A 14446-nucleotide genomic window follows, 5' to 3' on the forward strand; every position below is an offset into this window, starting at 1 on the left:
GTGCATTCGGCGAGTGCAATTAATTTGATTGGGGTGCATGGTTCGTTGACAGCACAAGAGATGTATATTCCTTTGATTACGGAGGTTTGCTAAATGGCTGAGCTGGTTTTTATTCGGGAACAATGGATTGCGGGAAATCTACTCTGGCATTGCAGACTGCATATAACTATCAGCAGCGCGGGCTGAAAGGAATCATTTTCACAATGAATGATCGGGCTGGGGAAGGAAAATTATCTTCTCGGCTGGGATTGGTTACTGCCGCATATGAAGTGACTGCACAGACTAATTTTTGGAAAGTAATTAATGATTTTCGTCTTGCGGGGAGGGTTGACTACGTGATTTGCGACGAAGTGCAGTTTTATCGCCGTGAACAGGTAGATCAACTTGCACGAATTGTGGATGAGGTACGGATTAATGTTTACGGTTTTGGGATTACGACCGACTTTTTAACACGTCTTTTTCCTGGTTCAGGACGAATGCTGGAGCTTGCTGACCGGGTGGAACGTTTGCAAGTGGAAGCGCTCTGCTGGTGCGGGGCGCGTGCAACCATAATGCGCGGACAGTAGATGGGTTGATGGTGCGTGAAGGTGCGCAGGTGGTCGTCGGGGATACCAACACCGGAGCAGTTGCTTATGAGGTTCTGTGCCGGAAGCATCATATGCAGGGAATGACAGCTATTTCCGCAAAAGCTGATGCACTTTCACAGCCGACACTTTTAGATCATGCGGAATAATCTTCTAGATTATGCGGAATAATCTTCACGTTCCCGCAGTGTGAAGATTATTCGCGTTCCTTTGAATATCCGTAAATAATCTCGTCCCATGAGGGCATTTCCGGCCTGCCGCGGCGAGATTTTCCTTTTGTTTTTTCACCGGAATTATGTGCTGATTTCTCGTGTGTTTTCTCACTATTATCAAGACCGGGAAGAGTTTCGAAAGCAGCTGCGGTTTCAGTTTTTTCTGCAGCTGTATCTTCCGATTTTTCACCTTTGGCCGGCAAATCAATAACGTTTTCGGCATTAACTTTTTCGCCGGGTACAACAGCTTGTTTATCTGGGAATTTGAGAATTTGCGCATCCTGCGCATTTTCCGGTTCGGAGTATGCCGGATGAGCGCCTTGAAATTCCGGCAGTTCATCTAAACTCGGAGTTGGCTGTGAAATTCCTCTCTGTTCATCCAAAGAGACCAGGACCGCATCAATATCTATTGCGGTCTTTTCAGTACCTGTATTTTCAGTTTTTGCTGGTACCGATACTTTTTCCGGTATCTTCTGCGCCGCCGCAAAATCCGATGATCCGGTGCCGGCAGCTGCACGGTTGTTTTGATTGCGTGCCTGGGAGAAATCTGCTGTTTTGGGTGTATTCAAAGGACGCCACGGATCGTTCGGCGTGGGAAGCGGAGTATCTGTAAGCCATGTGGCTTCATCATTTAACGGAGTGATGAAATGCGCTTTTGAATTGACTTGCCAGCGAGCCTCAGCAGCCTTATCTGCAACAATATAACGTGCGATAAGAATCCACGGGGCGCCGGCTTCCCGTACTGCGTCCCACTTGATTGTATCGGTGTTTACTCCGCGGCTGAGCAGCCGGGAGACAACAAGCTCATCGATTCTCATTTCAGCAGAGTCTTGATTTTTTTGATAGCTGCGGGCTTGGTTTGCAATAAAGTTGCGTTCGGAAAGAATCGGCGAAGCTAATTTCGAAAGCTGCAGCGGAGGAAGACTGCAGATTTCTGACACTTGGGAAATAGTCATTCCGGATCGGAAATATGCTTGAATTTCTTTCGGCGACGCAGCTTTCGGAGCAGTGTTTGTTTCGGAGTGATGATTTACCGGATTTAAATCTTTCCGCAATGCTCCCCGCAGTTCGGCGCTGATTACGGTTTCGTAACGGTTTCCGTCGGCATCGTTGAAAGTAAGTTTCTCACCGGTTGCGTCTAAGCCTAGAAACTCAAGCTCAATCATTAAAATCCTCCACGACGGAAATACTGAAAATATCTGTTGAAAATAGCTGCCTGCATTCACTCTAATCAAAATCGAACCAGAATTAGCACAGCGGCAATGCAACTAGTTTCGTCTTTAAATTTTAGCTGAAATTACACTGTAGTTTAGCAGCAACACTTAATGCAGACTACATAATTTAAATTATTTTCGGAAGAAGTGCATTTTCCTCTTGCAAAACTCACCAAGCTTTGATACAAAGACTTCGAAAAGTAATATATCGAGATGTTTCGCAGAGTGTCCGCTGCTGCGGATTTACGGAATGATTATTTGCCGAGTAGTCATTTTTCAAACCAAAGGCGCGACTCGCTATTCGAAACAGTACGGTAATACTTGAAACGATAATGTCACAAAATTCCTGAAAGGCAGCTCATGGCCACCGATTACGATGCTCCACGCAAGCAAGATGAGGAGCTTAAAACAGATTCGCTCGAAGAACTTGCCTCGCGCCGCTCTGATAACCAGTCAAATTCTGTTGATGTTGATGAAGCAGAAGCCGCTGATGGTTTTGAGCTTCCAGGTGCAGATCTTTCTAATATTGAACTTTCAGTAGCAGTCATTCCAGCGCAGGACGACGAATTTACCTGTTCCCAATGTTTCCTTGTCCATCACCGCTCGCAGCTTGCCTATGAAGAAAATGGGCTTCCGGTATGTTCGGAATGTGCTTCATAAAAAAGTTGATTTCGGCGAATTAAGACGAATTAACGCGAATTAAATCGGCGAATTAAATAGCTGCATCAGCTATCGGCGGCTGGTGCAGCGGTCTGGCAGATTAAATTTTCTGAGACGATTATGTATCTGTACCTGAACTGATATTCTGCAATCTTCGAACAAGGAATATGAGTTTATTTATTTTTCGATACACGAATCTGATTTTTCAGCAGACCGGCAAGGCTCGCTCTGCTTGCTTTCGCTTGCTAGACTTGAAACGTTAGTGGTTTTATCATTTGGAGGCCTGGTGGGTTTCTTTTCTCGGAAGAAAAAGCTTCATGAAATTGAAGATCGGTTTGAAACCGAAGCCATTGCGGAAGATTTTTCGGAATCTGCCGCAAAGAAGAATAACGACGGCTCCGCCGCAGTTCATCCGGCAGATACGGAAAATACTGATAATACTGCCGAAGCGGATTTTTTGACCGGACTAACGGTCCGTTTGATGCCGGCGAGCTTGATGGAATTGGTTCCCGTATCGACGTGGGCGCATTGTGGCTGCCCGTAATTCCCGAAGCAAAATTGCAGTTTTCCACAGATTCGCAGCAAAATATTCTTGGCGTGGTGTACGTGCTCGGTGATTCAGCTTTGCAATTACAGCCGTTCGCTGCTCCGAAATCGTATGGAATCTGGGATGAAGTCCGGCTCGATATGCGTACTTCGATTGCGCAGCAAGGCGGATCATCGCAAGAAATGACTGGCCGATTCGGCAAGGAGCTTTCAGCAATGATGCCGCTTCCAGACAGCAAAAATTTTGCTCCGCACCGTTTTCTCGGAGTTGATGGACCGCGGTGGCTGCTTCGGGCAACGCTCTATGGACGTGCCGGAGCTGATAGCAAAGCTGCTGAACCTTTGCTGCAGATTTTACAAAACGTCGTTGTTAATCGCGGAAGCGTTCCGCTGGTTCCGCGGTCCCTGCTGCCGCTTACGCTCCCGAAATTGGGGAAACTTTAAGAATGTTTTGGTGAATCCTTTTGAATCGATGGATTGATGGAACCGGGATTGTTAGCGCAATTTCTTATCCGGGGAAAGTCACGAATCCGGCTGTGCGTGTCGTCCTTGATTTTGCGGCAGGTCCGTTACTGCTGATTTTTCAGTCCCGGACGAATCTGCGGGCAATAGATATCGGGCAGCGGCTGCATGTTTACGGCAACTGCGTCCGCCGCGGGGATACCCGGATACTCTATAATCCAAGATACGAGATTCTTAGTTAACCAAATAGACTATACGGCTTATTTAAGATGATATGAGCTTTGTCCTGAACACAGAAAGCAGAAGTTTTGAACTCCCACACAAATTCTCCGCAGCCGGAAAAAACAAAAACAGATGCGGAAAGCAGAACTCTTCCGCAAACTAGACTTAATCCGAACAGCACGGTGGGAATGATTCTTGGTGAAGATTTCGATGTAATGGTCTCTGTTGGGGGTGTGCGCGGAATTTTCGAAGCAATCCTTCCGACGGTAGTGTTTTTAGCAGGATTTGTAATCGCCAAAGATCATTTGATTCCAGCAATACTTTCACTTGCTGTCAGTGCGGCGTTTATTTTAGTGCGGTTAATTCAGCGGATTCCGATTTCTCCGGCAATTGGCGGCTTACTTGCAATGGTAATATCCGTCGTTCTTGCATGGCGCACCGGTGAAGCAAGCAATATATTTTTGTGGGGAATTTTAGTAAATATTGCTTATTTTGCGGTACTTGCCATCTCGGCAGCGGTGAAATGGCCGTTAGTCGGTGCGGCGATTGCTTTTGCCAAAGGTGAAGGAATGGGATGGCGAAAGCGCGGTGTGCAGCCAATCATGCGGCGCTGCTACTATCGGCTAACCTGGCTTTGGGTGATGGTTTTCGCACTGCGTTTGCTGGTGCAGCTGCCATTGTATTTTTCCGGATCCACAGAAGCGCTTGGGATTGCGAAGCTTGCAATGGGATTGCCGCTTTTTGCTCTCGCAGTCTGGTTTTCCTGGCTGATCTACCGCTCTGCAGAAGCGATGGAAGCAGCTGCGAAATCCAGCTAACAGCAGCGCTTCCGCAGACTTTCTCGGTTTTGGTGTGATCTGGCTTTTATTCCGTTTTTTCAGCTGATTCGGATTTCCGGTGCGATGCGCCGAAAATCTTTGACACGGCTGCTTCATCTTCCGCTGTAGCCCGATATCCCATCAAAATCAATCTATCTTCGGCCGCGATTCGAATTGCGTTCTGTGCCTGCAGCGGTACGCCGTCGCGAACAATACCGGAAATAAAGAACGGCTCTGGTAAGTTTGTATCAATTACCCGCTTTCCCACTACGGTTGATTCAGGAGAGACTACAGCCTGATATAACGCAGATTCTCCATTATAAAATTCACTGGTTTTCGTGAGTTCTCCAGATGCGACAGCGTCTTCAATCACCATTGTCATAATTCGCGGTGTGGAAACAGCAAAATCTATTCCCCAAGAGTCATTAAAAAGCCACTCGTTTGACGGGTTATTTACTCTGCCAACTACCTGCGGTACCCCAAACTCTGTTTTTGCCAGCAGCGCGAGTACCAGATTGGCTTTATCGTCACCGGTAGCGGCAACCACCACATCGAAAGTGTTCAAAGCAATGTCTTGCAATGTCGATATTTCGCAGGCGTCAGCGAGAATCCAGTTAGCTTTGGGGACGCGTGCAATCCGCATTGCCCGCGAATCGGAATCTATAAGCGTAACTGCGTATCCGCGGGAAATAAGTTCTTGTGCAATTGAACGTCCAACAGATCCTGCTCCGGCAATCATCACTTTCATAGTACGTCCTCATTTACCGGGTGATTTAGAATCCGTTGAATACTCAAGACTTTATCCGAAGGTGCGGTCAGGTAAAGTTCATCTCCGTCTTGCAGCACTAATCCGGAACTTGGTGCGATTGCCTTAACTGCCCGCCCGATATACGCAACTCTGCCGCCAGTAATCCGTTCAATATCGCCGCAGGTATTGCCGAACCAGGAAGGATCTAAATCAGCAAGAAAAAGCGACATTTGATACGCAGCATCCTGAAAAATTACGTACGGGCCTAGTTCTATCAGCTTGCGCATTATTGATTCGGCAGTCCATTTCACAGCCGGCACCGTAGCGATTCCAAGGCGCTCATAAACATCAGCACGTGAAACATCGTAAATCCGGGTGACAACATTTTGGATTCCAAAACTATCTTTTACCACGCGCGCGGCAATAATATTCGAATTATCACCGGAAGAAACCGCTGCGAAACCTGCTGCATCTTCAATTCCCGCCTGCTTCAAAGCGTCTTTATCAAATCCGACACCAGTTACCCTTTGCCCGGGAAAATCTTCGGGCAAACGGCGGAAAGAATCGGAATCTTTATCAATAACTGCTACTGAGTGGCCCATATTGACAAGACTCACAGCAAGCGAAGCCCCGACCCGGCCACATCCCATAATGACGAAATGCACGTATTAAACGCTACCTTAAAGTTTGCAAGAGCGTAACCTATTGGTGTGTCGATTTACAAACACCAGGATTTCCATCCGCGTTTTGCAATCTCTGCTTCATGGATTTTGCTTTGCGCGATGATTGCAATAGTGCCGCAAATTGTGCTCCGCCCGACGGCAGGCACCGAAGCAGGGTTTCAGGTTTTTCTTCCAATATTCCTTGGTTTTTAGTATTCGCAGTATCAGTTGCGGTGCTGCACCAGCTAAACGCGGTAGTTCCGCGAAAAACTTCACGGAAAGTAGTTAGCGACTATCTTGGCGCTTCGATGGGAGTCGCGGCAGGTGCAGCGCAATTTTTGGCGTATGCCATGATTGTGCTGCTTGGCGTTGAAGTAATTATCGGCGCATTGCGGTTTGTACTGCAAGTGAACGATTACAAATCGTGGCTGATTTCTGTTTTGGTGTTTATATTCGCATTGCCGACACTTTTTGCACGCCCAAAATGGGCTGCCGCATTAATTACCTGGGTTTCGGCGGTTTCAATAATAATTTTCGCTTTAGTTATCGCAGGCGCCTTGATTATGGAGGTGATGGGAGCTGGGATATTCGGTACAAGTATTTTGGAAGCGGATCCGGCAGGCACGGGGAATAATTTTCCATTAACAGCACAAGTTGAGTCATTTCTTGCCGCTTGTTTGCCTGCAGCTGCAATAATTTTGCTTGGCGAACGGATTCTTGTCAGTCCGGAATACCGCCGCGTGCGTTTGCATCGAAATATTCGGGTTTTCTTGCCGATAATGGTTTTAATCGCACTAACCATATACATATCGGTGATATTGTTTCATCCCTATCAGCTTGATGTGGTACCGATTATCGCAATTTCGATATTGCTTTTCCCTGCCTGGATCTGGCGGACAGTGATTATTGTTTTAGTGTTGCTTGGGGCGCTGCTCACGATTAGTTCCTATTGGCAGCTGCCGCGGATTTTGCGCGAAATGGCTCTCGAAGGTTTGCTTCCGCGTAAGCTTGGGGTGCAGGATTCAATCAATAGCCGGCGTTTTGTGGTGCTTGCCGTCGCCACGCTTGCTGCTTGCGCTGCTTTCTATATTTCGACGGCCCGCGCACTGGCAATGGTTTTTATTCTCGCTACTTACCTCACCGCATTGATTACCTGTTTAGCAATGATTGCGCGTTCGCAGTCTATTTTACGGATCTCGCTTGAAGCTGCTGAACGCCGGGAGGCGAAGCGGTTACGGCTGATTTTTGGCGGATATTCGATTTTTTGCTGATGATTTCGTTAAGTTTTCTGCTCATTTCAGTGAAATGGGTTTTGTGGACAGTTTTTATGCTGATTGGTCCGGTGCTGATATTGGGTTTTTACAGTTTCGGGCGCGGACGGGTAAAGCGGGCATTAAATGTTGAAGATTTTCTTGAAAACCGCGAAATTCCAACTAAAACACATGGCGTAATTTTGCTTTCGCAGTTAGATGAAGCTGCTTTGAAAGCTGTAGATTGGGCAAAAGCAATGCGTTTTGCTTCAACCCAGGCAGTTTGTGTAGACATTGACCCGACCCGGACCAGGCAGCTGCGCAACGATTGGTTAGACGCGGAAATCTCAATGAGCTTAACCGTACTTGGAACTCCGGCCGGCGCACTCCGCGGTCCGGTAATTGAATTTGTGCGCGATTTCCGGGCATTGCATCCGCATGAGCCGCTTACGGTGATTATTCCGCGTGTAATGAGAGCGAATGCGCTTTCGCAGCTTTTTGCAAGGTTTTATACACCGGGAATCGCGGCAGAGCTGCGCCGAGAATCAAATGTGATGATTCTGGAAGTGCCTTACCTGCTTGATACGGATGCAAATGATGAATGATTCGCTGGATTTCAGATCAGGTTTTGATTATTTGGCCTGAACGTGTATTGATTAAAGGCAGCGAAACAAAAGATTGGCGGTTGAGATGAAGCTGGAAGTCGGCTCGCGGGTTGAGCTGGAGATTATTGATGTTGCTTATGGGGGCGAGTTTATCGCCCGTTATGGTGACGCAGTGATTTTCGTGCGCGGTGCAATTCTTGGCGAACGGGTAATTGCGGAAATTACGAAGAAGCAAGCAAAACTTTATCGTGCAATTGTGCGTGATGTGCTGCTCCCTGCAAAGGGGCGGATTGCGCATCCATGGCATCTTGGCACTGTGGAAGCAACCGGAGCTGCAGATTACGGACATATGGATTTAGGCGTGCAGCGGCAGATGAAATCGCTGATGCTGCAAAATCAGCTGCGGCGCATTGGCGGAGAAGAAGCAGAATCGCAGTTTTCTCCGGAAATGTTTGCGGTGAAAAGTGCTGAGCAGGGGCGTGACGGTTCACTGCGGGAAGATCCGAAAGCTCAAGGATGGCATTACCGCACCCGAATTGATGTGCTGAAACTAAAAACCGGTGTCGGAATGCATATTTTACGGACGAACAAACTTGTACCATTGCAGGAGATGCCGCTTGCTTCCCGCCGGCTTTGCGATTTGGATTTATTTGGTGATAAGTGGGACGGGTTTGTGCCGGTGAAAAAGCGAATTAGACTTGTTGCGCCGAGCGGCAGCGATCCGGTTGCTGTAATTGATGGAAAGGTTTTTTCGGCGCCGGATATGCCGGGGAACGCAGCAATTCGTGAGATTGTGAGCTATCGCGGCGAGCAGTATTCATATGATATTAATGCCGGCAGTTTCTGGCAGATTCATGAGAATGCGCCAAGTGCGCTTGCCGCGCATGTGTTCGACGGTCTGGAAGTGAGCAAAGGCGATACGCTAGTTGATTTATACTCCGGATCTGGGTTGTTCTCCGTGGTTGGCGCAAATATTGTTGGTGCAGCTGGCGGAGTCCGTGCATTTGAGGGTGATGAGCTTGCAGTATCAGCTGCAAAACACAATTTGCGGATGATGGATTGGGCGAGTGCAGATACGGCAAATATTAATGCCGAAAATATTAGCGAGTTGATTGCTGGTGCTGATTTTGTAATTGCAGATCCGCCGCGTGCCGGACTCGGCACGGCTGCTGCGCAAATCCTTGGACAGTCACAAGCGAAAAAGATTGCGCTTATTTCATGCGACTCAGCATCGATGGCTCGCGATATCAGCGCTTTGTTAAAGGCGGGACGAAAAATTGAATCTTTTACCGCCGTCGATATTTTCCCCAATACGCATTATGTCGAGACAGTGTGTATAGTTTCGTGAAAACTGGTGCGTACTTTTTAAACATTTGAAACTTTCAAATTTACGGCCGGAATCTGCGGTGAAACAAAAATCCGAAATTTTTTACAGTGAAAGCAGGTTTGAAATATGAGCAGTGCGTTTTATCCTTCAGAACCGCAGTGGCTATCTTGGGCAAAAGAGCTGCAGGCTTTGGCGCAGTCCGGGCTTTCGTATACGCAAAATGCGTTTGAACGTGAACGTTATGAGCGGATTCGTGAGATTTCAGCAGAAATGCTTGCTGCCTATTCAGCGGAGGAGATTTCGCTTGATACGGTGAAAAATCTTTTTGTAATGAAGACGGGTATCAAACGCCGAAACTTGATACCCGTGCGGCTGTTTTTGATGAGAGCGGGGAGAAAATTCTGCTTGTGAAAGAAAACAACGGGCTTTGGTCACTGCCGGGAGGATGGGTTGATGTGGATGAAACCGTCGCTACAAACACCGTAAAAGAGGCGTGGGAAGAAGCCGGGGTGAATGTGGAACCGCAGCGTTTGGCAGCAGTGATGATTCGTGATAATCGTGCCGGGCACACTTGGATTCATAATATTGTGAAGATTTTTGTGCTTTGCAAATCGCTCGGCGGGAATTTTGTTCCCAATCTTGAAACTCTTGATGCACAGTATTTTACGGAGTTTGCGCTGCCGGAAATCTGCGAAGCAAAACAGACAATTGCACAAATCAAGCTTTGTTTCCGTGCGGTGAAAGATCCGAATTGGCAAACAGTATTCGGATAAAATGTGTGTTCCCGCATTATTTTGCGGCGTATTCCAGATTATGAAATTTAAATTGCTGATTTGTATCGAAATATGAAATAAATTGATTTCATTTCGACTTTTGATGAAACTCGCTGCTAGATTAGGAACGTAAGACGGTTTTGGTGACTGACGGTTTGAGTTGAATGAACAACATGAAGCCAGAACCGAAAGCTATCGTCCGTCTGGGTGCAATCGAACCAAAACGAGTGCGCCCATTTTTTATCCCTTCTTAACTGGATTCTTGGAGGATTTGTGAAGAAAATCGGCATCGTAATGGGATCCGATTCGGATTTGCCAGTCATTGCAAAAGCGATTAACTATCTGAATGAAATAGGTGCCGAATTCACAGTAAATGTGTACTCAGCACACCGCACCCCGGATGAAGCAATTTATTTTGCCCGCAATGCAAAGAATAACGGATACGGTGTAATTATTGCTGCCGCTGGAATGGCGGCGCACCTTGCCGGAGTATTAGCTGCAAACACGGTACTTCCAGTAATCGGTATTCCATGCACAGCAAAAGCGCTCGACGGAATAGACGCGCTGCTTTCTACTGTGATGATGCCTCCGGGGATTCCGGTTGCAGCCGTCGGGATTGATGGAGCAAAGAACGCGGCAATCCTTGCCTGCCAAATCCTGGCAGTCACAGACAGTGAACTTGCGGAAAAACTACTTACCCAACGCGAAGCGAACACCGCTGCGATTCTGGAAAAAATAAAAAATAACAGCCGAATATTCTTCGGTGCAATAGGGAAGCACACCTTTTCCTGGGAGCTTTCCGCCTGCCAGGTAAAGGTTCCGATAAAACCGCAAAAAGAAAATTTGCGCAGGCAGAAAGTTCAGCTTCCCAGATTTTTCAGTGAAGCGCTGATACTTGCTCTGAGCTATTTTCAACAGCCAAAAATTTTTCACCAAGCCAGACCTGCACATCGGTGCAATTAAGTACTACGTCACTGAAAGGACTATCACATGGGTGGTTTTTTGCTCTCACATCTCGGCAGCAAATCGCGGAGGAAATTTTCTTCGGTACCGATTATCACAGCCATTTAGGTAATTATCGTGCCGGAATGGTGCTCTGGGATCAAGAGCTGGGCTTCCAGCGTGAAATTCACAGTATTCAAAAAGATTCTTTCCGTTCTCGTTTTTCTGATTTTCTCGCAGAATCACGCGGCACTGCCGGAATTGGCTGTATCGCTGATGATGCGCCGTCTCCGCTGATCATCTCATCGCATTTAGGTGCGTACGCAATTTGCTTCGTGGGGGTAATCAATAATCTTGCTGCCTTATGCGATGAGCTTTTAAACCAGCACGGAATCCATTTCAACGCCCACAGTGCTTCGCGGATTAACCCGACTGAGCTGGTGGCGGCACTGATTAATACGAAAGACAATTTCACCGACGGTATCCGGTATGCGCAAAACCGGATCACAGGTACCTGCAATCTTGTTTTGTTAAAAGACGACGGGACACTGATTGCTTCGCGCGACCGGCTTGGGCGCCTGCCGATTGTTATTGGGAAAGATACTTCCGGTGAAGGCTATGCGCTTGCTTTCGAATCGTTTGCGTACGAAAAGATTGGATACGAATACGATTACGAACTTGGTCCAAATGAAATAGTTGCAATTCAGCCTGCAGGTTTGCGGCAGCTTGCCGAACCAGGCGAAGAAATGAAAATTTGCTCATTCATGTGGAATTACTACGGCTATCCAACTTCCACTTATGAAGGGGTAAACGTTGAAATTATGCGCAACCGCAATGGTGAAGTGATGGCGGAAAACGAAAGCAGCAGCGAGCTTTTCGAATCGCTCGATTATGTGTGCGGAGTACCGGATTCCGGCACCCCGCACGCAATGGGTTACGCATTCGGCAGCGGCGTAAAATTTGCCCGCTGCTATATTAAATACACTCCAACATGGTCGCGTTCATTTATGCCGCATTTGCAAGGTTCACGCAATCGGATTGCAAAGATGAAGCAAGTGCCGGTAAAAGAACTAATTGACGGAAAGAACGTCCTTTTTGTGGATGATTCGATTGTGCGCGGTACACAGCTGCGTGAAACAGTGGAATTTTTGAAAGCAAACGGGGCGCGGGACGTGCATATGCGTTCGGCTTGCCCGCCAATGATGTACTCATGTCCATTCCTGAATTTCTCCGCGTCAAATTCTGAAATGGAGCTTGTGACCCGGCGGATTATTATGGAATTTGAAGGTGAAGCCGGTTTTGCGCATATCGACGAATATGCTGATACGAATACTGAACGCGGGAAGAAACTTCGGGAAAATCTTGCACAGCGGTTTAATTTCACCACTCTCGAATTTCAATCTCTCGACGGAATTATCAAAGCAATCGGAATCGACCGGGAGAAGCTTTGCACTTACTGCTGGAATGGCGATAAAGCTGCTTTCGGAAAACCAGCGCAGATAGCGGAAGAAAAATAGATATTTAATTGCGCTGCAAAAGTTACCTCAGCTGCGCAATCTAAAGAAAAATCTGAAGTTAAGCAAAACATTAAACAAAATCATTAAACAAGGCACAGCATAAATCACGGGAAGAGCGGAAGAAAAATGCGTGACTCACAGTCTTTGAGCTATAAAGAAGCTGGTGTGGATATCGAGGCAGGATATGAAGTTGTTTCGCGGATTCAAAAGCATATTAAAGAAACAATGACCGGCGGTAATGAATTTGATAGTGCTGGTTTTGGCGGAATGCTTCCGCTGGAAATTGCCGGAATGAAACAGCCATGCATTATTTCAGCGACCGACGGAGTCGGTACTAAACTGAAGCTTGCATTTTTGCTTGATAAACATGACACCGTCGGTATTGATTGTGTGGCGATGTGTGTAAACGACGTGCTCTGTGCGGGGGCAAAGCCGATTAATTTCCTTGACTATATTGCGTGCGGAAAGAATTTTCCAGAAAAAATCGAAGCGATTGTCAAAGGCGTAACTGCAGGATGCAAACAGTCGGGGATTCCGCTTGTCGGCGGTGAAACAGCGGAAATGCCGGGTTTCTATCCGGAAGACGAATATGATTTAGCAGGTTTTTGTAACGGTTTGGTCGACCGTGCGGATGTGCTTGATCAGAACAACGTTAATGCCGGGGATGTGCTGATTGGAATTGCCAGCTCCGGAGTTCACTCGAATGGATTCTCCCTTGTCCGGAAAGTTTTTGATATTACTGACCGTACTGTGCTGGAACAGGAATATGCACAACTTGGCGGGAAAACACTCGGGGAAGTGCTCCTCACGCCAACCAAAATTTATGTTAAGCCGGTGAGTGAACTGCTTGCACGCAAGCTGGTGAAATCACTGGCGCATATTACCGGCGGCGGTTTCTATGAAAATATTCCGCGTTCACTGCCGGCAGGGCACGGCGTGGTTATTAATCGTGATGCGCTGCAAATATTGCCGATTTTTAAGTTGATTCAAGAAACCGGCGGGATTAGCGAACACGATATGTTCAATACGTTCAATATGGGTGTGGGCATGACTATCATTGCAGCTGCGGAAAATGCGGCGGAAATAATTGAAATCCTTGCGGCAAGCGGTGAAACAGCTTATGTTCTCGGGCATGTGGTGCAGTCGCAGACGCTTGTAGAATTTGCGTAATTTCCGCGATTTCTCAGATTTTACAACAATGATGGAAAGTTATTTGAAACAAGGTGATTTGCGAAATGGCGGGTAAAGCGAAAGTTGCGGTGCTGATTTCCGGCGGCGGAACGAATCTGCAGGCAATTATCGACGGCATTGCTTCCGGAAAGCTCACGCATACCGTTATCGATTTAGTGGTGAGCAACCGTGCCGGAGCATTCGGAATTGAGCGGGCAAAATCTGCCGGAATCGAAACCGCAGTGTTAGCCGGCGCTGAATATCGGGGAAATAAGCCGGTATTTGAAGCCGAACTATTGCGTTTGCTGCGCGAGCATGAAATCGAGCTTGTAGTGTTAGCTGGATTTATGGCGATTTTGAGTGCTGATTTTATTCAGCGCTGCCCGTGCCGAATCGTAAATATTCATCCGTCGTTAATTCCCGCATTTTCCGGTGAAGGCTTCTATGGTTTGCGGGTGCATCAGGCTGCAATTGCTGCGGGCGTGAAAATCTCGGGTGCCACAGTGCATCTTGTAAATGAGGTGTGCGACGGCGGGCAAATCTTGGCGCAGGAAACTGTGCCGGTGCTGGAAACTGACACTCCGGAAGTGCTGCAGGAGCGAATTTTGCACGAAGTTGAACACGTGATTTTCCCGCGCACAATTGAACAGCTTTGCGCAGAAATTGTAAACCAGCGGCAGCGCACAGCTGCAGCGCATTAAACCGCGAGTACTAAATAAAATCCGATAACAGAA

Annotated in this window: 20 protein-coding genes and 1 riboswitch; of the genes, 17 read left to right on the plus strand and 3 right to left on the minus strand. The window is 47.4% G+C overall.

Features of this window, described 5'->3' with window-relative positions; translation table 11 throughout:
• Window positions 1-122 precede the first annotated feature (122 nt).
• Together RQN30_RS00465 and RQN30_RS00470 are read left to right on the plus strand one after the other, a co-directional pair.
• Window positions 123-566 carry a thymidine kinase gene (locus RQN30_RS00465; RefSeq protein ID WP_353060800.1) on the plus strand — a complete coding sequence of 148 codons (444 nt, stop codon included), beginning with the start codon at window positions 123-125 and terminating at the stop codon, window positions 564-566.
• 8 nt (window positions 567-574) lie between these two features.
• Window positions 575-733: a hypothetical protein gene (locus RQN30_RS00470; RefSeq protein ID WP_353060801.1), complete on the plus strand. Its 159-nt coding sequence runs from the start codon at window positions 575-577 to the stop codon at window positions 731-733.
• Window positions 734-780: 47 nt separating this feature from the next.
• Here RQN30_RS00470 and sepH read toward each other — a convergent pair whose 3' ends face one another.
• Window positions 781-1962 (minus strand): septation protein SepH, encoded by a 1182-nt coding sequence (gene sepH, locus RQN30_RS00475; protein WP_353060802.1) that lies wholly within the window; start codon window positions 1960-1962, stop codon window positions 781-783.
• 408 nt (window positions 1963-2370) lie between these two features.
• On the opposite strand from sepH, the gene RQN30_RS00480 reads away from it, so the two are divergent.
• The 5 genes from RQN30_RS00480 (at window position 2371) to RQN30_RS00500 (ending at window position 4718) form a co-directional block, all read left to right on the plus strand.
• Window positions 2371-2670 (plus strand): DUF4193 domain-containing protein, encoded by a 300-nt coding sequence (locus RQN30_RS00480; protein WP_353060803.1) that lies wholly within the window; start codon window positions 2371-2373, stop codon window positions 2668-2670.
• Window positions 2671-2956: 286 nt separating this feature from the next.
• On the plus strand, window positions 2957-3214 hold the full coding sequence (locus RQN30_RS00485; protein WP_353060804.1) for a hypothetical protein: 258 nt from the start codon (window positions 2957-2959) through the stop codon (window positions 3212-3214).
• Window positions 3190-3660, plus strand: a complete 471-nt coding sequence (locus tag RQN30_RS00490) for a DUF3710 domain-containing protein (RefSeq protein ID WP_353060805.1) — start codon at window positions 3190-3192, stop codon at window positions 3658-3660. Before RQN30_RS00485 ends, RQN30_RS00490 begins: the two co-directional genes overlap by 25 nt.
• Window positions 3661-3680: 20 nt before the next feature.
• A complete protein-coding gene (locus RQN30_RS00495; protein WP_353060806.1) occupies window positions 3681-3920 on the plus strand; it encodes a hypothetical protein in 240 nt (79 codons plus the stop codon).
• 66 nt (window positions 3921-3986) lie between these two features.
• Window positions 3987-4718, plus strand: a complete 732-nt coding sequence (locus RQN30_RS00500) for a DUF3159 domain-containing protein (protein WP_353060807.1) — start codon at window positions 3987-3989, stop codon at window positions 4716-4718.
• Window positions 4719-4764: 46 nt separating this feature from the next.
• On the opposite strand, the gene RQN30_RS00505 is transcribed toward RQN30_RS00500, so the two are convergent.
• Window positions 4765-5466 carry a potassium channel family protein gene (locus RQN30_RS00505; RefSeq protein ID WP_353060808.1) on the minus strand — a complete coding sequence of 234 codons (702 nt, stop codon included), beginning with the start codon at window positions 5464-5466 and terminating at the stop codon, window positions 4765-4767.
• Window positions 5463-6116 (minus strand): potassium channel family protein, encoded by a 654-nt coding sequence (locus RQN30_RS00510; RefSeq protein ID WP_353060809.1) that lies wholly within the window; start codon window positions 6114-6116, stop codon window positions 5463-5465. Before RQN30_RS00510 ends, RQN30_RS00505 begins: the two co-directional genes overlap by 4 nt.
• Window positions 6117-6176: 60 nt before the next feature.
• Between RQN30_RS00510 and RQN30_RS00515 the strand changes: the two genes are divergently transcribed.
• The 10 genes from RQN30_RS00515 (at window position 6177) to purN (ending at window position 14413) form a co-directional block, all read left to right on the plus strand.
• Window positions 6177-6341: a hypothetical protein gene (locus RQN30_RS00515; protein WP_353060810.1), complete on the plus strand. Its 165-nt coding sequence runs from the start codon at window positions 6177-6179 to the stop codon at window positions 6339-6341.
• 20 nt (window positions 6342-6361) lie between these two features.
• The gene (locus RQN30_RS00520) at window positions 6362-7399 is read left to right on the plus strand and encodes a hypothetical protein (protein ID WP_353060811.1); all 1038 of its coding nucleotides are present in this window, start codon (window positions 6362-6364) and stop codon (window positions 7397-7399) included.
• Complete coding sequence (locus RQN30_RS00525; protein WP_353060812.1) at window positions 7399-7983, plus strand: hypothetical protein; 585 nt, start codon at window positions 7399-7401, stop codon at window positions 7981-7983. The genes RQN30_RS00520 and RQN30_RS00525 overlap by 1 nt, the downstream gene beginning before the upstream one ends.
• 73 nt (window positions 7984-8056) lie before the next feature.
• Window positions 8057-9331 carry a class I SAM-dependent RNA methyltransferase gene (locus RQN30_RS00530; protein ID WP_353060813.1) on the plus strand — a complete coding sequence of 425 codons (1275 nt, stop codon included), beginning with the start codon at window positions 8057-8059 and terminating at the stop codon, window positions 9329-9331.
• 105 nt (window positions 9332-9436) lie between these two features.
• Window positions 9437-9721 (plus strand): NUDIX hydrolase N-terminal domain-containing protein, encoded by a 285-nt coding sequence (locus RQN30_RS00535; RefSeq protein WP_353060814.1) that lies wholly within the window; start codon window positions 9437-9439, stop codon window positions 9719-9721.
• Window positions 9718-10083 carry an NUDIX domain-containing protein gene (locus tag RQN30_RS00540; protein WP_353060815.1) on the plus strand — a complete coding sequence of 122 codons (366 nt, stop codon included), beginning with the start codon at window positions 9718-9720 and terminating at the stop codon, window positions 10081-10083. Before RQN30_RS00535 ends, RQN30_RS00540 begins: the two co-directional genes overlap by 4 nt.
• Before the next feature lie 133 nt (window positions 10084-10216).
• A riboswitch (ZMP/ZTP riboswitch) is annotated at window positions 10217-10299 on the plus strand.
• A gap of 57 nt (window positions 10300-10356) precedes the next feature.
• Window positions 10357-11046, plus strand: coding sequence for a 5-(carboxyamino)imidazole ribonucleotide mutase (gene purE / locus RQN30_RS00545; protein ID WP_353060816.1), 690 nt, complete (start codon window positions 10357-10359; stop codon window positions 11044-11046).
• A 125-nt stretch (window positions 11047-11171) separates the two neighbouring features.
• Window positions 11172-12542 carry an amidophosphoribosyltransferase gene (locus RQN30_RS00550; RefSeq protein ID WP_353060817.1) on the plus strand — a complete coding sequence of 457 codons (1371 nt, stop codon included), beginning with the start codon at window positions 11172-11174 and terminating at the stop codon, window positions 12540-12542.
• A 126-nt stretch (window positions 12543-12668) separates the two neighbouring features.
• A complete protein-coding gene (gene purM / locus RQN30_RS00555) occupies window positions 12669-13712 on the plus strand; it encodes a phosphoribosylformylglycinamidine cyclo-ligase (RefSeq protein ID WP_353060818.1) in 1044 nt (347 codons plus the stop codon).
• Window positions 13713-13777: 65 nt separating this feature from the next.
• Entirely contained in the window at window positions 13778-14413 is a 636-nt protein-coding gene (gene purN, locus RQN30_RS00560; RefSeq protein ID WP_353060819.1) for a phosphoribosylglycinamide formyltransferase, read from the plus strand.
• Window positions 14414-14446 lie beyond the last annotated feature (33 nt).

This window comes from Arcanobacterium hippocoleae (assembly GCF_040360365.1).
Classification (GTDB): Bacteria; Actinomycetota; Actinomycetes; order Actinomycetales; family Actinomycetaceae; genus Arcanobacterium_A; species Arcanobacterium_A hippocoleae_A.

Excerpts from the sequence above, each read along its gene's own strand:
- RQN30_RS00465 (WP_353060800.1), top strand. The coding sequence starts at position 123 with ATGGATTGCGGGAAATCTACTCTGGCATTGCAGACTGCATATAACTAT.
- RQN30_RS00470 (WP_353060801.1), top strand. The coding sequence starts at position 575 with ATGGTGCGTGAAGGTGCGCAGGTGGTCGTCGGGGATACCAACACCGGA.
- sepH (WP_353060802.1), bottom strand. The coding sequence starts at position 1,962 with ATGATTGAGCTTGAGTTTCTAGGCTTAGACGCAACCGGTGAGAAACTT.
- RQN30_RS00480 (WP_353060803.1), top strand. The coding sequence starts at position 2,371 with ATGGCCACCGATTACGATGCTCCACGCAAGCAAGATGAGGAGCTTAAA.
- RQN30_RS00505 (WP_353060808.1), bottom strand. The coding sequence starts at position 5,466 with ATGAAAGTGATGATTGCCGGAGCAGGATCTGTTGGACGTTCAATTGCA.
- RQN30_RS00510 (WP_353060809.1), bottom strand. The coding sequence starts at position 6,116 with ATGGGATGTGGCCGGGTCGGGGCTTCGCTTGCTGTGAGTCTTGTCAAT.
- RQN30_RS00525 (WP_353060812.1), top strand. The coding sequence starts at position 7,399 with ATGATTTCGTTAAGTTTTCTGCTCATTTCAGTGAAATGGGTTTTGTGG.
- RQN30_RS00535 (WP_353060814.1), top strand. The coding sequence starts at position 9,437 with ATGAGCAGTGCGTTTTATCCTTCAGAACCGCAGTGGCTATCTTGGGCA.
- RQN30_RS00550 (WP_353060817.1), top strand. The coding sequence starts at position 11,172 with ATGGTGCTCTGGGATCAAGAGCTGGGCTTCCAGCGTGAAATTCACAGT.
- purM (WP_353060818.1), top strand. The coding sequence starts at position 12,669 with ATGCGTGACTCACAGTCTTTGAGCTATAAAGAAGCTGGTGTGGATATC.
- purN (WP_353060819.1), top strand. The coding sequence starts at position 13,778 with ATGGCGGGTAAAGCGAAAGTTGCGGTGCTGATTTCCGGCGGCGGAACG.